The sequence below is a fragment of the Thermomicrobiales bacterium genome, assembly GCA_041390825.1.
Lineage (GTDB): Bacteria > Chloroflexota > Chloroflexia > Thermomicrobiales > UBA6265 > JAMLHN01.
Window position 1 is genome coordinate 1 of the sequence record JAWKPF010000018.1, and the last position, 21,576, is coordinate 21,576.

The window sequence follows — 21,576 nt, forward strand, 5'->3', positions numbered from 1 at the left end:
CGCGGCGATCACGACCAGGAAGATCTGAATCAGGAGCAGCGTGCTGTTCTGCTCGGACTCACCGGGGATATGGTCGCTCACTTGCTTCTTGCTGCCGACCATCGTGTCGGGAACGGCAGTCGGAATCTGCACGAGCGCTGTCCCGGATCCCTTTACCAGCACGGCCGTCGCGGTCGATTCCTGGTAACCGCCGCCGGCGGCTCGCGCCGATTGCCAAAGCTCGAGGGGCATGAAGATCACTGGGGCAATGCGATAGGACTGCCCGGAGACGATGCCGGTGACGTCGAGCTCGATGCCCTCCGGTTCGAGTGTTAGCGAGTCGCCGACCCCGATCCCTTTCTTTGCCAGCGATTCGTCGATGACGACTCCGTTCGTCGTGTCACCGATCCACGTCCCCTCGTCGATCGAAGGCGTCACCATGCCAGCCGGGTCCACTCCGAAGAGCGAGACCCCAATGAGCGAATCGCTCGCCTCCGACTTCACGCTCGCGGAGGAGATACCGATCAGTTCCGCCGCTTCGACTCCGGGCAGCGACGCGATCGACGACGCATCGTTAGCCTTGATCGTGGAGCGATCCAGTTGATAGTCGCTTCCTGCGCTGACGACGATGCCGTTGGCGGGTAGCGCCTCGATGGCTGCGGTGTTGCCTTCACTCAGCCCATTCGCGAGTCCGGAGATGATGAAAACCAGACTGGACACCATGACGATGACTAGCGTGATCAGGGCGAATCGCAACTTCGCGTGCCAGATTTCTCGCAACGCCAGAAACACAGTAGTTCTCCCGCAACCGCTCGTCCGCGCAACCGCCGTCGAGCCAAACCCATTCTTTCCTAGTCAAGATTGACTAATCACGGATATACTATCGTCGAGCACGCGGATAGTCAAGAATGACTAATCGAAAATGAAATGAGCAGCGCCTTGGATACTCAGATCGAGCAGACGCAGATCGACACGACGGGATGGGACGAACGAGCCCTGCTCCTGCTTGGCGTCCTCATGAGTCAGGATCAGCACGGATACCAGATCAATGAGTTCATCGAACGGGCGCTCTGTCGTGTGACGACGATGAAGAAGCCAACGGCCTACGCGCTGCTCGATCGGCTATCCGCGCGGGGGTATATCGACGAGTATCACGAGCAGGCAGGCAACCGGCCGCAACGACGGGTCTATTCGATAACCCCGGACGGGCGTTCGTTGTTCTACGCACTGCTCAGGGAGAATCTGGCTGAAACAAGCAGCGCCACCGACGAGGGCGACATTGGCTTGATGCTGATGCAGTATCTGGAGCGGAAGGATGCGATCGAGCGGCTGCGACAGCGACTGGCGAAGGTCGAGGCGCTGATCGCGGATCAGGCGGAGATTCCGCCCCACAAGGGCAAGATCAGTGTCGACCTGGCGCTCGACCATCTGCGCGCCATTCGCATCGCCGATCGGGATTGGCTCACGCGGAAAATCGCCGAGCTCGAATCCGAATCGGCCGCATCATGACCCATCGACGATACTCAGATCGTCGACTTCCCGCTTGAGATCCTCAAGATCGGTGAACTCGCGATAGACCGATGCGAATCGAATATAGGCGACGTGATCGACCTGTTTGAGTTGCTGGAGGACGGCTTCGCCGATCGCCGACGACGGGATTTCGGCATTGCCCTGGGCGAGGAGATCGGCTTCGACTCGTTGGACGAGTTGATCGATCTGCTCTTCGCCGACCGGGCGCTTGGTTAGCGCGACGCGCAGTTTCTGGCGCAGCTTCTCCGGATCGAACTCCTGGCGGCGCCCGTCCTTCTTGACGACTACCAGGCCCGCGAGATCGATTCGCTCGAAAGTCGTGAAGCGTCGTCCGCACAGCAGGCATTCTCGCCGGCGGCGAATAGCGCTCCCTCCGGAGATCTCCCGGCTATCGGTTACTCGCGAATCAGGCGCCTGACAATATGGGCATTTCATCCGCGCGCCTCCTCTCGTTCATCGGGCCCACGGACATGTCTGTCATGCGATCTGGCTAACGTTCACGCAGGAAGCGGATGATGCTCGATTCTTCATCGAACTCATCGTCCGGCAGGACCGGGCTGTAGTGCGGCGCGCGTGGCGCGTGGTCATTCTGGCCCGTTCGATAGACCTGTTGGCGCTGCTGTTGCGGGTGCTGACGCGACGGCCGGCGCATCTGGTGCTGGAATTCCGGCATCTGATCCCGGTCGTTGAAACCGGTGGCGATGAGCGTGATCATCACGGAATCGCCCATCGATTCATCGATCGACGTGCCGTAGATGATCTCGGCATCTTCGTCTACGGCCGCGCGGATGATCTCCGCCGCGTCACTCGTTTCGGTCAGCGTGAGATTTGAGCTCCCGGTGATGTTGTAGAGCACCCCGGTGGCGCCTTCGATGCTGGTCTCCAACAGCGGGCTCGCGATCGCTTCCTTGGCCGCATCGATCGTGCGGGTTTCGCCAGTGCCGAACCCAATCGCCATCAACGCCGACCCCGCGTTGTGCATGATCGTGCGCACGTCGGCGAAGTCGAGGTTGATGACGCCCGGCTTCGTAATCAGATCCGAGATACCACCGATCCCTTGCCGCAAGACATCGTCCGCGGTGCGGAACGCCTCGGTAATGGGCGTTTTCGGATCGACCAGTTGCAACAGCCGTTCGTTGGGGATCGTGATCAACGCGTCGACGCTTTCACGCAGCGCGGTGATCCCCTCGTCGGCAGCCTTACGTCGCCGCGTCCCTTCGAATTCGAATGGCCGCGTGACGACACCAACTGTCAGCGCGCCCGCGTTCTTGGCAATCTTGGCAATCACGGGCGACGCGCCGGTGCCCGTGCCTCCACCCATCCCGGCCGTGATGAAAACCATGTCCGTGTTGCGCACCAGCTCCTGAAGCTGGTCGGCGCTTTCTTCGGCGGCCCGCATGCCCACCTCGGGCCGCCCACCGGCGCCAAGCCCCTTGGTTAGCTTGTCACCGATGCGCACCGAGATGTTGGCGTTGCTGTTGAGCAGCGCCTGGCCATCGGTGTTGACGGAAACGAATTCGATCCCGTCGACCCCCATCTCCACCATCCGGTTGATGGCGTTGCCACCGGCGCCACCGACGCCGATGACCTTGATGCGGGCGAAGGTCTGAGGTGCAAGACGATTTGACACAGGGCGCTCGATTGGCATGACGGGCTGGTCGCCCGAGACGGTGCGTGGAGTGGTCTGAAACGGTGTTGGACTGGGCTCGGAGGGCGACCGAAAGTCACGGCGCGGCTGCTCGGCTGATCGCTGTCCCTCTGCTGGCATCCACTCGTCCTTCGCACCAGCCGGGGAAACTTGCCGCCGATTGGTGAGTTTTGCGACACGTGACCGAAGTCACTCGATGATACGGTCCGGCCGTCCAGTTCGATCGGTTTTCGCTTGCGCGGGAATCACGAGACGCCCGGACGGCGAGTTACCGGACGGTTGGGCAGTATATCACGGCAACGGTTCGGCTCTGGCGTACAGCGTCCCAGCGCGCAAACCCTCCCGGCTCAGAACCGAATCACGAGTGGGCTGCGGATGCCTTTCGGTCCTCGGAACGGGCAAGCGCGAGTTGCAGCAGGCGCTCCACCAACTCGGGAAGACTGATCCCGGAGGCTTCCCACAGCCGTGGATACATGCTGATCGAGGTGAATCCTGGCATCGTATTCACCTCGTTCAGCAAGACCTGACCGGTGTCGACGTCGAGGAAGAAATCGACCCGCGCCAGCCCGGCAAGATCGAGCGCAATGAACGCTTCCACCGCGATGCGCTGTATCTCTGCCTGCACGTCAGCAGGAATGTCCGCTGGAACCAGGAGCTGGCTCCCCTCGTCGACGTACTTCGCGCTGTAGTCGTAGAACTCGTTGACCGAGACGACTTCGCCGACGACAGATGCAATCGGATCCTCATTGCCGAGCACAGAGACTTCCAGTTCGCGCGCGTTGACGCCCTTCTCGACCACGATGCGCCGGTCGAGCCGGCCAGCCAATTCCATCGCCGCAGCCAACTCGGTCGGGTTGTGCACCTTGCTCACGCCGACGCTGGAGCCCATGTTGGCCGGCTTGACGAAGCATGGGTAGCCCAACTGGATACTGATCTTGCCTGCCACGGCGCCAGGGTCCCGTTCCCAATCCCGCCGGTTCACCAGCAGCCACGGCGCTTGTGGAATACCGTGCTGCTCGAAGACCAGCTTGGCCATCGCCTTGTCCATGGCAAGCGCCGAACCGAGCACATTCGAACCGACGTAGGGGATACCCGCCAGCTCCAACATCCCCTGGACCGTCCCGTCTTCCCCCATCGGACCATGCAGGACGGGAAAGACTACGTCGATGTCGGCCCCGAAGCCGCCTGGCAACGATTGCGAGGTCGAAGCCAACGCAATCTCCAACGTTTCCGCATCAGGCTCGGAAGGACCCTCGAGCGCAAAGAGCGGCGACGAAGCCGTAAGCTGCGCCATCGAGTCAGACCCGGTCAGCCACTGCCCCTCCCGCGTCACGCCGATGGGTATCGCTTCGAAGCGGGTTTCATCGAGCGCTCCCAGAACGGTCTGCGCCGACCGGAGCGAAACATCGTGCTCGCCCGACTGGCCTCCAAAGATGACCGCGACCCGCACTTTCCGCCCGGCTGCGTCGTCGATCCGATCCTGTCCGCTCATAGCACGCTCCTTCCGGCGAATTCGCCGATGGGTTCGATTTCGGTTTCCAGATGCACGCCAAAGCGGTCGAGCACCACCGCTTGCGCGTGCGCGATCAGCGCCAACACCTGTTCCGCGGTGCCAGTGCCATCGTTGACGATGAAGTTCGAATGAATGGTCGAGAACCGCACCCCACCGATCGCGAAGTCCTTCAGACCGGCCGCTTCGATCAACCGACCTGCGTAGTCGTCTGGCGGATTGGTGAACGTCGAGCCGGCGCATCGTCCGGTTGGCTGGGTACGGTGGCGATAATCCGCATGGTCGTCGGCCAGGCGCCGGAGTTCCACCGGATCGCCTTTCGGCAGCACGAGTTCCACCCAGTTCACCGCCACGCCGCGGGGTTGGGAAGCGTCCTTCAGGCGAGTATGCCGGTAGGTCGGGTTCAGCCAGGCTCGGTCGTGCCGCTCGGTCGATGCGTCGGACAGCGCAATCTCGACAACGTCCAGGTGGTCCTTCATCTCCGTGCCGTGCGCTCCGGCATTGTTGACGGTGGCGCCACCGATTGCCCCGGGCAGCCCGACGCCCCAATCCATGCCGGCCCATCCCTGCTCGCAGCAGTGACGGCCGACCCAGGAGAGCGGCGCCTGCGCCCCAACCCGAACCCGCACCCAATCGCCCTGGTCTTCATGCGTGAGCAACGACTCTGCGCGCTCGCCCGGAGTGCGCGCCACGATGACGAGCCCTCGAATGCCCTCGTCCCCCACCAGCAGATTGCTGCCACCGCCGATAACGGTCACCGGCAGGCCTTCGTCGTGCGCCCATGACAATGCGGCCATGACCTTGTCGGGGTGTCCTGCACGGACGACATAGTCGGCTGGGCCACCGATTCGCCAGGTCGTCATGTTGGCCATCGGCGCATTGGCCAACAGCTTGAGGTCAGGAAAACCGGGAATGGTCGTCTGGGCAAGCGAAGATACGGTGCGGTTCATAGCAGGGACCGTGCGGACTAGTCGATCGAACCTCGTTCGAGCGCGCGAACGAGGGCGGGAGCGGCATGGGTGACATCGCCAGCGCCGATAGTGAGCACCACATCCCCTTCCTGCAGAAGAGGATAAACCGCCGGGACCACATCGGACACCCCGCCGACCAATTGGGCACGCGGTCCAATCAGCCGTTGCACGTCCGCTGACGACACCGTGCCGCCGTCGATTTCTCGTGCAGCGTAGATGTCCAGCAGGGCTATCTCATCCGCCTCAGCAAGCGCGGCCGCGAAATCATTCAGCAACGCCTCTGTGCGCGAGAAGGTATGCGGCTGGAAGACAGCCCAAAGTCTGCGATCTGGGAATCGGTCACGAGCGGCATGCAACGTGGCCGCGATCTCCGTCGGATGATGAGCATAGTCGTCGATGACCGTCACACCGGCAGCCTGGCCCACCAGTTCGAACCGGCGGCCTACGCCGCCGAAGGTTGCCAGCGCCACGACGCTCGCTTCCATGTCGAAACCGAGGTGGGTCAACACCGCAAGCGCGGCGACTGCGTTCATGACGTTGTGCTTGCCAGGCACCTGAAGCTCGAGCGGGATTGGCCGACCGCCACGCGGCGTGACAAACCAACGGTCATCTCGCTTCGTCACGCGCCAATCGCTGCCAGGCTCCTCACCAAACGTAATGACCTGAAACGGTTCGACTGCCAACCCGGGCAGGATGCGCGCCACACCGGGATCATCCCCTCGTGCGACCAGCACCCCGCCGGGCTCGATCTGCCGCGCGAAACGGGCAAATGCCTCGTCGTAGCTCTCAGGCGTGAAGAGATCGGGATGATCGAACTCGATGTTGGTGATAATCGCGGCATCGGGATGCAAGGTCCAGAACGATCGGTCGTACTCGTCCGCCTCGACCACGATGTGCGCTCCATCGGTCCAGGCCGAGTTCGAACCGCTGCTGCCAACGACTGCGCCTACGAAATACGACGGTTCGGCTCCGAGCGCATGCAGCGCCGTTGCAAGCATTCCGGAGGTGGTCGATTTTCCGTGCGATCCTGCCACCGCGATGGACGTTTTCTTGCGGGCCAGCATGCCGAGCAGGAGCGCGCGCTTGATGATCGGAACGCCTGCTTCACGCGCTGCAATGATTTCGGGATTGTCGCGGACCGCCGCCGTTATGACGACCAGGTTCGCTATTGCGGCCAATTCTGTGAGGTCATGACCGCGTTGAATGACGATCCCCCTGGCCGCAAGCTGCTCGGTTTGGGCATTGGTCCCGGAATCAGACCCGGTCACGACGAATCCCTGCTCGTGCAAGACCGCCGCAAGCCCGCTCATGCCGATCCCGCCGATACCGATGAAATGAACACGAGCGGGTGGATTGGGAAGCACGTCGAGCGTCATCGGGTTGCCCTCGCGTTGTGTCCGGAAAGCGTTGCCACGGCCTGTCGGAACTTGTCGCCCCGATCGAACTCGTCACGGAACAGTCCGAATGAGGCGCACCCTGGGGAGAGCAGCACGACATCCCCCGCTCGCGCAAGCGAGGCCCCTTTCTCAACGGCGGCGTCCATCGAGTCGAATGGCCCAAACCAGGAACCTCCCGCAGCCGCGATCGCATCCATCAGGAAGGGCGTGGCAGTACCCTCGAGCAGGATCACGGATGCGGCTTTGGTCGCCAGGGCTGTTCCAAGCGATGCCAGATCGAGCTTCTTGTCGAAACCGCCCGCAATGACGTGCACGCGGCGTCCGGGATACGCATCCAACGCCGCGATTGCAGCGGCCGGAGCAGTGGCGGCAGTATCGTTCACGTAGAGCACGCCATCGATCTCGGCCACGAGCTCGTTCCGGTTTGGAACCCCCTGGTAGGCATCGAGACCAGTTCGAATCGCCTCCTCGCCAGCGCCTCGCATGATTGCCGCGGCGATAGCGGCCATCGCGTTCATGCGCTGATGCATCCCCTGATAGACGAATCGATCGGGCAGCTCGACGCAGCCAATCGAAACAGCAGTCACCCAGCAGACGGTGCGGTCTTCGAGCCAGAATCCATGATCGACTGGCCGAACCGAACCAAACGAAACGATGCGGGCCCGGGTGTGCTCGGCCGCGCGCCAGGCTTCTGCGTTGTCCCGGTTGACGATCAGCGAGTCGTCTGGCGAGAGGTGCCGAGCAATGCTGCGTTTGGTCTCGGCGTAGTCGTCGAAATCGTCATAGGTATCGAGGTGATCTTCATGGATGTTGGTCAGCACGGCGATCGACGGTCCAATCTGACGCTCGTCCATCGCCTCCAGCTGCCAATTGGAGATTTCCAGCACAACCGGGGTGTCGGCTTCGAGCTCGGCAAGAAACGCCACCGCGGAAACGCCCATGTTGCCAGCAAGCACCGTATTCGGGCGCCAGGCCCGCAACAGGGCTCCAGTCAGCGTCGCGGTGCTGGTTTTCCCCTTTGTGCCCGTGATGCCGATGACCGGGGCCGGCGAGGCCTGCAGAAAGATCGACATTTCCATTTCGACAGGAACGCCGCTGTCCCGCGCCAGCGCAAGAAAGGGTGACGAACGACGCACCGCAGGGTTGCGCACCACCAGATCGGCGCCTTCTGGCGTGAAATGGCGCTCCTGATGACCACCGAGCGCGAATTGGATGGGAAGGTCGCGCAACTCGCTCAACGTGTCGGCCAGTTCCGCTTCGGATTTTCCGTCGGTGACCGTTACGATCGCGCCCTGTTCGGCGAAATACCGCGCGACGCCCAGACCGCCGGCACGCGTGCCGAGACCCATCACGGTAACCCGTTTTCCCTGATATGAGATCACCCTGGGGATTCCTGGAGCACGGGGATCAGAGGAGCGCGAACGCCACGCCGATCAAACCAAACATCATGCCGATGATCCAGAAGCGCAGCGTCACCTGCGTTTCCGACCAACCGTCTTCCTTCTCTTCGAAGTGATGATGGAGCGGGGTCATCTTGAAAATGCGCTTGCCGCCCGTCCACTTGAAGTAGCTGACCTGAAGCATAACCGAGACGATTTCGGCCACGAACACGATGCCAACGATCGGAAGAAGCAACCATTGGCCGGTCATGAAGGCACAGACCGCAAGCGTCGCACCCAGCATCAGCGAGCCGGTGTCCCCCATGATGACCTGAGCGGGATGCGCATTGAACCAGAGAAAACCCAGCAAGCTGCCAACCATGGTGAAGCTGAACGTCACAACGCCTACCTGCCCCTGCTGGTAGGCAATCACGCCATAGGCGACGAACGCGATCGCGGAGAGCCCACCGGCGAGGGAGTCGAGCCCATCGGTGATGTTGACCGCGTTGGACATGGCGATGATGGTGAGAATGGCGATCGGGAGGTAGAGCAACCCCAGGCTGTAGCTCCCCATGAAGGGGATATAGACGTGATGCAGTCCGAGGCCGTACGGGTCGGGGAGATAAAGCAGCAACCCCGCTATGAACGAAATCCAGGTTTGCCAAAAGAGCTTGCGGCGCGCCGTCATCCCATGCCGCTTGGCGCCGACGAAACTCTGCCGATCGTCGAGCGCGCCCAGGATGGCAAACGCCACCAGAATGCCAACCGGCAGCAACATCGAGAGCCGACCGGCGAGATTGAACACCACCGTCAGGATGACCACCGTGGTCGACACCATGATGCCGCCCATTGTTGGCACACCCATCTTGACGATATGGCTGGCTGGGCCCTCTTTGCGGATCTGCTTGCCGGCCTTCTTGACGCGCAGAAGGGTGACGATAGGCCGGCCGATCAGCACAGTAACGATGAACGCCAGGCTCGCCAATGCCAGCGAGACGGCCATGTTCTGATTCGGATCGGTCGGCATGACGCTCGTCACGAGAACGCCGAAGTTCAGGTGACCGGCAGCAGTGGCATCGCTCATGCGATTGGGTTCGAATCCTCAGTAACGTTCACGAGCGCTCGCACGATACGCTCCATTTCCAGCCCGCGCGATCCCTTGAGCAACACAAGATCCCCGTCGGAGAGTTCAGACAGGAGGCTGGCGGTGAGTTCCTCGCGCTGGTCTTCGTGGAATGATTGCACGCTGAGGGATGAACCGTCGACTTTGGCCGTTTCACGCGCGGACTCGGCAATTTTCATTGCCAACTCGCCAAACGTCAGGAGCAGGTCAACCGATCGCGCCGCCGTCTCCCCCACAATTCGATGCTGTTCATCGGTTTCCGCGCCGAGCTCGCGCATTCCGCCGAGTACGGCAATGCGGCGCGCAGCAGGAGTCTCACGCAGCACGCGGAGCGCGCTGAGGACCGATGGGGCGCTGGCGTTGTAGGTGTCGTCGATCAAGCGTGAGCCGTTAGGACCTGCAACCGCCACCAGGCGGATCTGCACCGACCGGTCGCTCAACGGTTCGAGCATGTCATCGAGCTCGAGTCCGAGCGCATGGCCGCACAGGAGCGCCGCCATCACAAGCTCCACCGAATGCGCGCCCGCAAGCGGCAGAGAAATCCGCCGTGTCGGCCAAAGCCCGTGCAGCGTGAACGCGATGCCGTCGTTCCCGAAGGTTTCCAGGTCGCCGTACCAAAGCGTGTTCGTCGCATCCGAACCATAGGTCAAGACCGTGGCCCCGGTATGTTCGGCCATGGCGCGAACGCGAGGATCATCCCCATTCAGCACCGCGAAACCGGACGAATCGAGCGCGGCCGGGAGTTCGCGTTTGGTCTCGGCAATTGCCTCGATGCTGCCCAAGCGCTCCAGATGGATTGGATGCACAGTGGTGACGACCCCGACGTGCGGTTTGGCGATCTGCGCCAACAGCGCAACTTCGCCCATTGCGTAAGCGCCGCCCATTTCGAGCACCGCCGTCTGAACGTCCGGCCCGATCTCCAGAATCGAGAGCGGAAGTCCGATTTCGCTGTTCATGTTCCCAGGGCTGCGATAGGTGACGTATCTGGCCCCGAGCACCGCGGCTATCGTCTCCTTGGTGCTGGTCTTGCCGAGACTCCCGGTGACCCCTACCACGCCAATATCGAGCTTCGCGCGCCGCGCGGCCGCCAGCTGCTGAAGCGCTTCGACTGGATCGGGGACCGCGATCAGTGGAATGCTCATGTCGGCGTGCTGTGCCGCCCAATCGGCGCGCACGAGCGCGGCGGACGCCCCGTGCGCAGCCGCATCGGCCACGAACGCGTGCCCATCGTGCACCTCGCCCTTGACCGCGATGAAGAGATCGTTGGGCTTCACATCGCGGGAATTGCGCTCGATCCAGCGGAATTCGGTCTCTGGATCGATGACTCCGATCACCTCTGCGCCGGACGCATCGAGTAGTTCCGACAGGGGAATCGGAGGTGAAGTCCGCGCGCGAGCAGGTGCGGGCACTGGTCGAGGTCCTCTCAAGGTAGCCGCTCAGCCACGCGCATGATGGCGCTGCGGCTGCGCGAGTTGCGTTCGATTTCAGCATCGGTTGGCCGAATGGCTTTGCCTATGGGCCGAACAGATGGCTTGGCTGCGCAAGTGCAAACTGGCTGCTCTGGCGGGCAAATGCAGGTTGCGCTCTCACGAGCGATGAATTGCTTGACGATGCGGTCTTCCAGGGAATGAAAACTGATGACCGCCAATCTACCGCCCGGACCCAGCGCACGCACCGCGGCAGCGAGCGCGCGTTCGAGTGTTGCCAATTCGTCGTTGGTGGCAATGCGCAAGGCCTGAAAGGTGCGCGTCGCCGGGTGAATTTTCCCACGTTTACCACCTGAGGCGCGCGCCACGATCTCTGCCAATTGGGACGTGGTTGCGATCGGCTGCCGTTTGCGTTCCTGGGCGATGGCCGCAGCGATTCGGCGCGAATTCCGATCCTCACCATAGCGCCAGATGAGATCGGCGATCGATGGTTCGTCCAGCGTGTTCACCAGGTCGGCAGCGGTCGGGCCGGACGAACGATCGAAGCGCATATCGAGCGGTCCATCGAGTCTGAGCGAGAAGCCGCGTTCCGGGTCGTCGATCTGAAACGACGAAAAGCCAAGATCGAGCAGCACGCCGTCGAGCGGGAGCATATCGGCCACCTCCGCTGCCTCGTAGAGCGTGTCGAACGAGGCGTTGACCAGCACCAGCCGATCTCCGAACTCCATCGCCTCGCCTCTGGCAATCGCTTGCCGATCGAGATCGAAGGCGATTACCCGGCCATCGGGAGCCGATCGCTCGAGCAAGAGCCGCGTGTGCCCACCTCCCCCAAGGGTGCCATCGGCGTAGCGTCCCCCTGGCTTCGGACGGAGCGCATCGACGGCCTCCTGCCAGAGAACTGGGAAATGGTGGTCGGGTGCGAGGTCGATCACGCGATTCACCGCCCCGAACGTCTCCTGGGGTCTAGATCAATCCGGCAAAACGGCTGGCGAAATCGGCCGATTGTTCGTCCATCGCCGTCTGTTGCGCCTGCCACCCCGCCTGACTCCAGATTTCGATCGAGGTGTTGACCCCAACGATGATTGCTTCGCGCTCGATACCGGCCCACGCTCGTAGCTCTGGTGGGAGAAGAATGCGTCCCTGGCTGTCGAGCTCGAGGTTCGCCGCCTCGGCGTACATCAGCCGCCGGAACGCTCGGGCGTCCGGATCGGCCAGCGGGAGCGCGTCGACCTTCGCAGCCAGCGGCACCCAGCTTTCCAAAGGATAGAGCACGAGGCAAGCATCGATGCCGCGCGTCAGGATGACCGTGCCGGACAACGATTCACGAAAGCGGGCTGGCACAGCCAGTCGCCCCTTTTGGTCGACGTTGTATGCATATCGCCCGAGAAACATAAACCCGCGTGTGGATCGCGTGGTCAGTGGGCCTGGCGCTGCGCGAGCCAGGTTATCCACATTATCCCCCACTTATCCCCACATTTCCCTCCACTTGTCCACATGGTAGGGATTTTGGCCTCCACGGACAAGCTGTTGTTGCGGTAAACGAGGAGCGAGCGCCAGACGGTGGCCAGGACGCGCAACACGAATCGGTCGGAACGTAATCTGGTCGATGCTCTCCAGGTCAAGGCGAGAAGAGCTGCTCGGCCAGACTATCCAGGTCGCGGATACGTGTACCGGCGAGCAGTTCCGGGAGCCGGTAGAAGACGTCTCCGCCCGGACCATGTTGGCCATGGATCTGCGCATGGCGTCGCAACGCCATCGCCAGCGCGCGCCGAGCGAAATCAGCGTCGACGGGCCATTCATAGCCATCGATGAATGCGCGTAGCAGTCGCCTGTCGCCGGCGAAGACATCGAGGTGGAGTTTGGCGAGTTCGACATGAGGATCAGCAGCCATTGCGTCGCCCCAATCGATGATCCCGGTCAGGTGTCCATTGGCGACAAGCGGGTGGCGCTCGAAAATGTCGCTGTGGACGAAGCACGGCGGAGCAACCGGAACGGTGTCGATCCAGGCATCGACCTTGTTCACGAGTTCACTCGGAAACGCGCCCAAGCGCGCGCCATCACCGGCGGTGCCGGTTTGCCAGTGGGCGATCGACGGAAGCCCATCATGCGGCAGAGTGTGGATCAGGCGGAGTTGCTGGCCGAGTTCGGACGCGATGGTGATCCGCTGATCGATCTCCAGAGAAACCTCGCACCAGCTTTGCCCCCGCATTCGGGTCAGAATCAGATATGGCAGCGGTTCGGGTTCACCCGGAAACAACACCCCATGCGCGATCAGCTTCGGCGCGCGAATTCGATCGTCCTGGGCCAGACGCTGATAGGCGCGGCGCTCGTTCTCCCAGGTGGCATGCCATTCGCCCGCGAACCCGAAAAACTTGACAACCAGGTCAGTCGCAACAACCACAGGATACGAGCCCCCGGGTCCAAGGAACGCGTCGGCGGCGAGCCGCAAGCGATGCCGGTCGAACGCTTCGGACGCATATGGGAGCCACACTTCAGGACGCTCCCGGAGCTCAGACCAGCGTTCACCTGGTGCGAGTCGTGGCGGCTGCAACTGGGCCAGCGGCTCAGCCGTCGCCGATGCGGGCCAGCACTGCGCCGGCTGCGATCCGGTCCCCGACTGCCACCAGCATCTCTTTGACGGTTCCCGTGCGATGAGCGCGGATCTCGTTCTCCATCTTCATCGCCTCGACGACAGCGATCAGGTCCCCCGCCTGCACACCTGCGCCGGGCTCGGCGCCCAAACGCAGCACGGTCCCCTGAATGGGACTGACCAGATCAGCGCCGTCCTGCCCACTCTTTCCACGTCCAGATCCACTGCGCTTCGGCGCCGCCTTGACCGGTTGCGCGGCCAATGGGTTGCGCGGCCCGGCGCCAATGGTGCGCACGGTGAAGCGCCGTCCATTCACCTCGACGATCTGGTCATGCACGGCAGGCGGTTCGGCCACCGCCTCGGCGCTTCCCTCCCAGGCTGGCGGAATGACCTCGGGATGCTCCGTGAGGTAGCGGGTCGTGACACCGCCGGCTACGAACGATGGTTCGTCCACTACGCGACGGTGGAAACCGATTGTGCTTGGAACCCCGCCAATCTCGAACTCGTCCAGCGCTCTCCGCGCGCGGGCAATCGCCTCGTTCCGATCTCGCCCGGCAATCACGAGCTTGGCGATGAGCGAGTCATACGCCGGAAGCACCGCGGTTCCGGGTTCGGCGGCGGAATCGATCCGCACGCCCGGCCCGAGTGGAAAACGCAACTGCTCGATCGTTCCCGGCATCGGGGCAAAGTCCCGTCCCGGATCCTCGGCGTTGATGCGAAACTGAATTGCGTGCCCCCGGATCTCGATCGAGTCTTGCGTGAAGCTCAACGGCTCTCCCATCGCGACCAACAACTGCTCCCGCACCAAATCGATGCCGGTGGTCGCTTCGGTGATGGTGTGCTCCACCTGGATACGGGTGTTCATTTCCAGGAAGTAGAACTCCCCGGACGGCTCGACCATGAACTCGACTGTGCCGGCGTTCACATAGCCGACCGCCCTGGCCAACGCGACCGCCGCCTCGCCGAGCGCGACACGAGTTTCGGGAGCCAGGCGCGCAGCAGGGGCTTCTTCGATCAGCTTTTGGTGGCGGCGCTGGACAGAGCAGTCGCGTTCTCCGACCCAGACCACATTGCCGTGCGTGTCGGCCATGATCTGCATCTCGATATGCCGGGCGGCGCCGAGGTAGCGTTCGGCATAGACGATCGGATTGGCAAAGTAGCGGGCCGCTTCTCCGGTACTGCCGTTGAACGCGGCTTCGACCTCGTCAGCCGACTGCGCGACACGGAATCCGCGTCCGCCTCCGCCGGCCGACGCCTTGAAGGCGACCGGAAAGCCGATCTTGCCGGCAGTGTCGATGGCATCATCGATACCAGTGAGCGGTTGTCCCGTACCAGGCACGACCGGAACGCCCGCAGAGAGCGCGATCGCGCGCGCTTCGATCTTGCTGCCCATCGCGGCGATCGCCGAAGCAGGAGCGCCAACATAGACGAGTCCCGCTGACACGCAGCGCTCTGCGAAGATCGGATTCTCAGAGAGAAACCCGTAGCCAGGATGAACCGCGTTCGCGCCGGCCTCCCCGGCACGCGCAAGAAGCTGATCGATATCCAGGTACGGCAACCCATTTGCATCCGAAAGGGCATAGGCGTCATCGGCCAGGCGCACATGCAGGGCGCGTTCTTCTCCCGGTCCATACACGGCAACCGGGGAAAGACCCAAATCCCGGCAGGCGCGAATGATGCGCACGGCGATTTCGCCGCGATTGGCGATCAACACCCGATCGAACGACATGCGGGACTACTCCTCAGCTTCGGCCGGCTTCACAACGGTTTCGTAGAACCAGGTATCGATCAAGTCGGGATCTTTCAAATCCCACGGGAGGGGCGCATACCGGATGCTCAGATTGTCTTCCACGCCCCGGCAAGCGCCATGCAGCATGGCGACATCGGCATTGGCAAGGCATGCGCGGCGGAAATCGGCATAGCCGTTGATCTTGCGCGCCATCGCCCACCCAATGAAACTGGCAAGTTCGGCGTTTTCGGGGTCGAGCATGTACGCGTTCACGAAACGCGCATACCGCGTGCGATACGACCCCCAGGCAACCCCTTCTCGGAAATGACCGACCACGGCATTGTTTTCCGGTGAGTAGAGCTGTGTGAAGGCCTCCTGGACCGACCCCGGAAGCGTCCCCTCGAGCGCACTGACCTGTTCGGCGATCGACGCCCGTGCTTGCTCGAGTTGCTGGAGTTGCTCGTCGGTCAAGCTCGACTCATCGAGCGGGCCAGCGCCATACATCGAGCTGGCCGCAACCCAGCTTCCATCTTCCTGATAGCGGCAGTTGGTAAACCGCTCGAGCGATCCAGGATCGATGTTCGCGCCGGAGGTTTCGGTCCAATAGCGGCCGAAGTTCTCGCACCCTTCATCGGCCGATACCGTTGCCAGTGGCAGCCGATCGGCAAGCCCGGTAGTAGCAGACGGCGCATTGCGCGATGCAAGCCAGACGGTCAGCAACAATGCGCCGCAGATCAGTCCTGCCAGCACCACTCCACCGAGCGACCGACGGTCGAAACGGCGGCGAATGGTATTGGACTGTGCCGGCGTCTCGATACTCACGCGTGTGGATACATCCCGACCTTGGGGCGAAAAATCAACGCGCGCAACGGTACCACGCCGGCGATTCGGTCTGGCGATCGCTTCGCCAAACAACGCGCGTGACTTCTTTACAATTCCGGCCAGCAGCGAGCAATTGACGACTCGTCGAGGAGGACGATATGGCAGTGGGACACGATGAAACAACACGGAAAATGACCGGATGGCAGGCAGTCGTGGAGGCGATGCGGGCGGAAGGCGTGCCGTACGTTTTCGGCTTGCCAGGAGACCCGGGGCATCTCTACGACGCGGTGTACGAGTTGGAGCAGGACGGCGGTCCGCGAGCGATAGGTGTGCGCTATGAGACCTCGGGCGCGTTCCTGGCAATGGCCTACACGCGGGTGACCGGCAAGATCGCGGCATGTTTCGGGTGTCCCGGACCCGGGATTGCCAACCTGGTTCCAGGCGTCCTGGAGGCGTTCTCCGGTTGCACTCCGATGCTGGTGCTGGGTGTGCGTGCCAGCCGGCAGACCAACGGCATGGGCGCGTTTCAGGAAACCGATCATATCGGCATGATGAAACCGATCACCAAATGGGCCACAACGGTCGAGGTGGCTGAGCGCATCCCGTGGACCATCCGCCGCGCCATTCAGCTCGCAAACACGGGACAGCCTGGCCCCGTCTATGTCGAACTTCCCGCCGATATCGGCATGGGCGTGCATGAGATCGGCCCTTACCGCAAGGCGAGCAGCGGCACTCGCCCAGGTCCGAACGCGGACGATCTGTTGCGAGCGGCCGATCTGATCGCCGGCGCGAAGCGGCCGCTCATCATCACCGGAGGCGGGTGCTACCTCTCGGGAGCTGGCAACGCGGTAGCCGAGCTCTCGGAGCGATTCGGAATCCCGATCCAGACCACGCCGGCCGGCCGCAGTTCGGTGGCAGAGACGCATCCCCTCTTTTGCGGAGTGGTCGGGCTCTATCGCACCACCTTTCCGAAACAGGTCTATGAAGCCGCCGATCTGATCGTGACGGTCGGCTCGCGCATGGAAGAGTTCCAGGGCGGTTTTCTCGATCCGGGCGCTCCGAAACAAGTCATCCAGATCGAAATCGATGATTTCGAGATCGGGCGCAACTGGGTTCCTGAAGTCGCGATTCAATCCGACGCGCGCCTGGCAGTCGAATCCCTGACCGGGGTGCTGATGGATCGCGGGTTGCCGCGATTCACGAGTTGGGCAGATGAGATCGTCGCTGGCCGCAAGCAGTCCATCGCGGCCGCACGGGAAGATGCGGAGGCCTCGATGGCCACCGCTTCGATGCCGATGCAGGGGAAAGCGATCGTGTCCGAAATCAACCGCGTGTTTGGGCACGACACGATCCTGGTGAAGGAAAACGGCGGACAGGATCTCTGGGTCTACTACTGGCCGTACTACCAGGTGCTCGACCAGCAATGTTGCGTCGCTCCGGCCGAGCAGACCGCCATGGGCTACGGCATCATCGGCGCGATGGCCGCCAAACTGGCCGAACCCGACAAGAAGGTCGTTTCCACCTCGGGTGACGGCGCCTTTCAGATGTCGACCCACGAGCTTGGCACCGCCGCGCAGAACAAGCTGGGCATCACATGGGTAGTGCTGAACGACAACGCGTTCGGCTGGGTGCAATGGATTCAGCGGCGCGCGCTCGATAGCCGCATCGTGGCGACGTCATTCGAACCAGGAATCGATATCGTCGCCACGGCGAAAGCGGCTGGTTGCGACGGGATCAAGGTCGAATCACCGGACCAACTCGGGCCAGCGCTCGAAGCCGCCCTCGCCGCCAATGCAAAGGGCATTCCCTTTGTGGTCGAGGTACCGGTCGATCAATCGCACCATCACGCCGAGTTCGACCGCTTCCACGGCTATGAGCCGCTCGCATCGAGCGCGACGGCATAGCAACGCATTCCGGAGTCCGGCGTCTGAAACGAATGAGCCAATGGCTCTATTTCAGCTCGTCGCCGAACTCCGGATCCAACACCCCCGCCACAGCGGGTTGCATGCCTCGGTCGATGAGATCCTGGCGATTTGGGCGTTTCAAGGTAATGATGTCTCCGAGCGTGGCGAAGTTGCTCCCGGAGAGGCGGCAAATCGGTCGGAGTTTTTCCGGATCCACCCGGTCGTTGGTGATGATCCGCTCGGCAATGTGGATACGCACCACCTCACCCGCCACCAGGTTGCCATCACCCCCGCCGAACGGAATCACATCCACGAGTTTGCATTCCATCGAGATTGGCGCTTCGCCCAGCCGCGGGCTCTTCACAATGTCAGAGGCGAGCGGAGTCAGTTTTACCCAGGCAAATTCGCTTTCGTGGCGATGCAAGTCCGCGGCGGTCAGGTTCAGTTCTTCGAGCAAGTCCTCGCCACCGACGTTGTAGACAAAGTCTCCGGTTTCTTGCGCGTTGCGCATCGAGTCCTTGATACCCGAGCTGACGAAACAGACAACCGGCGGTTCGGACGAAAGAATCGTCGTGAACGAGAAGGGCGCGATGTTGGCCGTGCCATCGGGCGCAAGCGTGGAGATCCAGGCCACCGGCCGGGGAATCACCATACCGGTAAGCAGGAAGTAGGTCTCGCGTTCGCCAGGATTCGCGAGGTCGAAGGTGCGGAAAGCGTCACTCATACCAGCGGCCGCAGTCCAGCCAAGATCTCGTCACGCCGCTCCTCCAGCCATGGAGGCAATTGCACCGCCGATCCGAGCTCGGTCTCATCGACACCGAAGCCGGGCGGATCGGTGGCAACCTCGACCAGCAGCCCGTCGTGGGTGCGCAGATAGATGCTCTTGAAGTACTTCCGATCGCGCACCTCGGTGACCTCATAGCCAAGGCCCAGGAGATGTTCGCGCCAGGCGCCGAGCTGTTCGTCATCGGTAGCCCGCCAGGCGACATGATGCGTCTGCCCGACCCCTTCCCGCGCTTTCGGTGAGGTCGGACGCCAGCCAAAGAGCGTGAAATCCGAACCGTACGCCACATTTTCGCCGTCATAGTTCGCCCAGAAGTAGTGCTTCGTGTCCGGGTCGTCCTGGTTCAGGCTCATCTTGACCAGGTTCAAACCAAGTGCTCGGGTGTAGAAGTCATGCGCGGCGTCGAGGTCGTCGGTCATGCCGGTGACATGGTGGATGCCATGCAGCCGCATCTCATCGGTCGGCGCGGTGATCGTCTCCGGCCAGGTCTTGGCGCGGATCGCATCTTCGTCGCGTCCTTCCGGGAATCGACTCGGCGGAGGAATCATGAGATCCCGGCCCAGCGCGTTGGCGGGTTCGTCGATCTGGAATCCCGGGCCGTCGGTGGCGATTTCGATCACTTGCCGGTCGGGATCGGTGAAATAGATGCTCGTGAAGTAGCCGCGGTCATATGGTCCGGTGACGCGGACACCGTTGTCGGTCAGCCAACGTTTCCACATGAGCAGCGTGTCGTCGTTCCTGGTACCGAGTGCGACATGGTGGATTCCACCCACACCATACCGACCGCGCATCGCCTGCGGCCATTCGAAGAACGTGAGCAATGAGCCGGGTGCTCCCGCTTCGTTGCCGAAATAGAGATGGTACGTATCGGTCTTGTCGAAGTTGACCGTCACCTTCACCATCGCGAGCCCGAGGAGATCCCGATAGAAGCGCATGGTCTGGCGCGCATCGCGGCAGACGAGGGTGACGTGGTGGAATCCCGCGGTGACGAGCGATGACATGCGGCCCTCCTGGTGGTCAATAGCCCCGATCGCCGTAAAGCCGGCGATAGAGACCCGCGAGGAACGTGAGGATCACGCTGCAACCAGAGCGCGCTGTGAGATCTTTCACATCGCGCGTGGGATCGATTTCGACGACGTCCATGGCCGCCACTTTGGGATGCTGACCGCACAGCCACATCGCTTCCAGCAACTGCCAGGCGCTAAGTCCCTCCGGGGAGGCCGCAGATGTGCCGATGGTGAACGGGTATGCCAGGCAATCGATATCGACGCTGACGTAGATGAGATCGGTTCCGTTGCCGGCCAACTCCAGCGCTTCGGCGGCGCAGGCTTCCATGCCCCGCTTTTCGACCTCGCGGCCGGTGATGATCCGTGTGCCCTGGTCGAGCAGCTCCTTGTAGTAGGTCGACGAATTCATGAAACCGTGAATGCCGACCTCGACGAAGTTCGCCGGTTCGATATTCGGCGCGCGTTCGAGGATCTGGCGAAACGGCGTGCCGTTGTGATTGCCGTAGTCGAAATTGCGCACATCCATATGCGCGTCGAAGTTGATCACCCCGATCTTTTTTCCGGGATTGGCCTTCGCGAAGCCCCGGATCGCGGGCGCGGTGATGGAATGGTCCCCGCCAACGATGATCGGTACGAACGGTTGGCCCAGACCGAGCACGCCGGCAATCGTGTCCTCGATGTTTCGATGCGCGGTTTCCACGTTTGTGAGACTGCCGGCGATATCGCCGAGGTCGCGAGCAGTCATCTTCTGAATATCCGTGTCCCAGTCAGGCGAAAAGGTGACATTGAAGCGAAACGCCATGCGCACCGCTTCCGGTCCGCCGGCCGCTCCCGACGGTGTGATCGAGGCGCCCGAATAGGGCGCGCCGATAAAGCCGGCATCGAGGGGAGACGCGAAATCCCATTCCGTCAGCCAGTTGCTGATGCGGACTTCGTGCGTGTCCTGCCATGGCGCCCGCTTGGTAACCGAGGGCGCCTTCAGTGTCGGAATCGAAGGGTGAGGCATGGCGAACGGCAGCTCCTACGCAGTGACGGTCTCGTTCTCAGTCTCTTCGTTGCATGGAACATTGAGCCAGCCGGACTTGAACGGCTCGACCGTGCCAGCTTCCGGGTGGAAGCGATGCCGCCAGAGGCAACCGTTGTCATTCCCGAGCAGATGCAAGGAAACCGATGTGAACTCCGATGTCGTCTTGACCTCATGGATATCGGTCGCAGGAAGAAGCTCATACATGTCGCCCGGAACCAACGACCGGCTCACCTGGGTTTCGAGCTTGGCGACGCCGTCCACCGAGCCATCGTCGGTGCGGGTGTAGACGATTTCGTCCTGGTTGCCCCGATAAAGCCCGACGATCCCCCAGGCAAGATGGTCATGAACTGGTGTAGAGGCTCCCGGCGGAACGACGAGACTGGAAAATGCCAGACTTCCGTCCCCCGCGCGATAGAGCAACCACATGCCAATGCCGCTGCCCATGCCGCTCTCGGCTTTGGGCTCCATGAACTCCTGCGGCAGCCAATCTGGGTCGCGCATCAGCTCGGCCAGATACGGCTCGATCCACTTCACGATGGCGGCCGTGTCGTTGGTGCTGCCGCGAATCTCGTCCACCTTCTCGATGAAGGCGCGCATCTTCGGCGAATCCACATGCCACTCATCGCGGCCAGTGGGAGGAGCAGTAATGACGACGCACATCGATCGTTCTCCTGACGTTTCAGACAATGCAAACCGCCGCGCGGCCTATGGCCGCACGGCGGAAGTCTCCCATAATCAGATCGACAACT

General features: G+C 62.3%; 20 protein-coding genes. 2 read left to right on the forward strand and 18 right to left on the reverse strand.

Annotated elements, in window-relative coordinates:
- On the reverse strand, positions 1-771 hold a 771-nt coding region (locus tag R2855_11055; GenBank protein MEZ4531547.1), incomplete at its 3' end, for an ABC transporter permease.
- Positions 772-906: 135 nt separating this feature from the next.
- Here R2855_11055 and R2855_11060 point away from each other — a divergent pair.
- A complete protein-coding gene (locus tag R2855_11060; GenBank protein MEZ4531548.1) occupies positions 907-1,488 on the forward strand; it encodes a PadR family transcriptional regulator in 582 nt (193 codons plus the stop codon).
- Here R2855_11060 and nrdR read toward each other — a convergent pair.
- The 13 genes from nrdR to R2855_11125 all read right to left on the reverse strand — a co-directional run bounded on the left by nrdR (position 1,483) and on the right by R2855_11125 (position 16,105).
- Entirely contained in the window at positions 1,483-1,944 is a 462-nt protein-coding gene (nrdR, locus tag R2855_11065) for a transcriptional regulator NrdR (GenBank protein MEZ4531549.1), read from the reverse strand. The genes R2855_11060 and nrdR overlap by 6 nt on opposite strands.
- A gap of 55 nt (positions 1,945-1,999) precedes the next feature.
- Positions 2,000-3,139: a cell division protein FtsZ gene (gene ftsZ, locus R2855_11070; GenBank protein ID MEZ4531550.1), complete on the reverse strand. Its 1,140-nt coding sequence runs from the start codon at positions 3,137-3,139 to the stop codon at positions 2,000-2,002.
- A 376-nt stretch (positions 3,140-3,515) separates the two neighbouring features.
- Complete coding sequence (locus tag R2855_11075) at positions 3,516-4,649, reverse strand: D-alanine--D-alanine ligase family protein (GenBank protein MEZ4531551.1); 1,134 nt, start codon at positions 4,647-4,649, stop codon at positions 3,516-3,518.
- Complete coding sequence (murB, locus tag R2855_11080; GenBank protein ID MEZ4531552.1) at positions 4,646-5,617, reverse strand: UDP-N-acetylmuramate dehydrogenase; 972 nt, start codon at positions 5,615-5,617, stop codon at positions 4,646-4,648. The genes R2855_11075 and murB overlap by 4 nt, the downstream gene beginning before the upstream one ends.
- Positions 5,618-5,634: 17 nt before the next feature.
- On the reverse strand, positions 5,635-7,014 hold the full coding sequence (gene murC, locus R2855_11085) for a UDP-N-acetylmuramate--L-alanine ligase (protein MEZ4531553.1): 1,380 nt from the start codon (positions 7,012-7,014) through the stop codon (positions 5,635-5,637).
- Positions 7,011-8,417 (reverse strand): UDP-N-acetylmuramoyl-L-alanine--D-glutamate ligase, encoded by a 1,407-nt coding sequence (gene murD / locus R2855_11090; protein MEZ4531554.1) that lies wholly within the window; start codon positions 8,415-8,417, stop codon positions 7,011-7,013. Before murD ends, murC begins: the two co-directional genes overlap by 4 nt.
- 25 nt (positions 8,418-8,442) lie before the next feature.
- Positions 8,443-9,498 (reverse strand): phospho-N-acetylmuramoyl-pentapeptide-transferase, encoded by a 1,056-nt coding sequence (mraY, locus tag R2855_11095; GenBank protein MEZ4531555.1) that lies wholly within the window; start codon positions 9,496-9,498, stop codon positions 8,443-8,445.
- Complete coding sequence (gene murF, locus R2855_11100) at positions 9,495-10,946, reverse strand: UDP-N-acetylmuramoyl-tripeptide--D-alanyl-D-alanine ligase (GenBank protein ID MEZ4531556.1); 1,452 nt, start codon at positions 10,944-10,946, stop codon at positions 9,495-9,497. Before murF ends, mraY begins: the two co-directional genes overlap by 4 nt.
- Before the next feature lie 14 nt (positions 10,947-10,960).
- Positions 10,961-11,896: a 16S rRNA (cytosine(1402)-N(4))-methyltransferase RsmH gene (gene rsmH / locus R2855_11105; protein MEZ4531557.1), complete on the reverse strand. Its 936-nt coding sequence runs from the start codon at positions 11,894-11,896 to the stop codon at positions 10,961-10,963.
- A 31-nt stretch (positions 11,897-11,927) separates the two neighbouring features.
- A complete protein-coding gene (gene mraZ, locus R2855_11110) occupies positions 11,928-12,356 on the reverse strand; it encodes a division/cell wall cluster transcriptional repressor MraZ (protein ID MEZ4531558.1) in 429 nt (142 codons plus the stop codon).
- A 226-nt stretch (positions 12,357-12,582) separates the two neighbouring features.
- The gene (locus tag R2855_11115) at positions 12,583-13,455 is read right to left on the reverse strand and encodes a phosphotransferase (protein MEZ4531559.1); all 873 of its coding nucleotides are present in this window, start codon (positions 13,453-13,455) and stop codon (positions 12,583-12,585) included.
- Between the two features lie 73 nt (positions 13,456-13,528).
- Positions 13,529-15,283: a biotin carboxylase N-terminal domain-containing protein gene (locus R2855_11120; protein MEZ4531560.1), complete on the reverse strand. Its 1,755-nt coding sequence runs from the start codon at positions 15,281-15,283 to the stop codon at positions 13,529-13,531.
- Positions 15,284-15,289: 6 nt separating this feature from the next.
- On the reverse strand, positions 15,290-16,105 hold the full coding sequence (locus R2855_11125) for a hypothetical protein (protein ID MEZ4531561.1): 816 nt from the start codon (positions 16,103-16,105) through the stop codon (positions 15,290-15,292).
- Positions 16,106-16,263: 158 nt separating this feature from the next.
- On the opposite strand from R2855_11125, the gene R2855_11130 reads away from it, so the two are divergent.
- Positions 16,264-18,009, forward strand: a complete 1,746-nt coding sequence (locus R2855_11130) for a thiamine pyrophosphate-binding protein (protein ID MEZ4531562.1) — start codon at positions 16,264-16,266, stop codon at positions 18,007-18,009.
- A gap of 46 nt (positions 18,010-18,055) precedes the next feature.
- Here R2855_11130 and R2855_11135 read toward each other — a convergent pair whose 3' ends face one another.
- From R2855_11135 to R2855_11150, 4 genes are read right to left on the reverse strand one after another with little or no spacing between them, the layout of a single operon-like run.
- The gene (locus R2855_11135; protein ID MEZ4531563.1) at positions 18,056-18,733 is read right to left on the reverse strand and encodes a flavin reductase family protein; all 678 of its coding nucleotides are present in this window, start codon (positions 18,731-18,733) and stop codon (positions 18,056-18,058) included.
- A complete protein-coding gene (locus R2855_11140) occupies positions 18,730-19,794 on the reverse strand; it encodes a VOC family protein (protein ID MEZ4531564.1) in 1,065 nt (354 codons plus the stop codon). Before R2855_11140 ends, R2855_11135 begins: the two co-directional genes overlap by 4 nt.
- Positions 19,795-19,810: 16 nt before the next feature.
- Entirely contained in the window at positions 19,811-20,806 is a 996-nt protein-coding gene (locus R2855_11145) for an agmatinase family protein (protein ID MEZ4531565.1), read from the reverse strand.
- 15 nt (positions 20,807-20,821) lie between these two features.
- Positions 20,822-21,487: a hypothetical protein gene (locus R2855_11150; protein MEZ4531566.1), complete on the reverse strand. Its 666-nt coding sequence runs from the start codon at positions 21,485-21,487 to the stop codon at positions 20,822-20,824.
- Positions 21,488-21,576 lie beyond the last annotated feature (89 nt).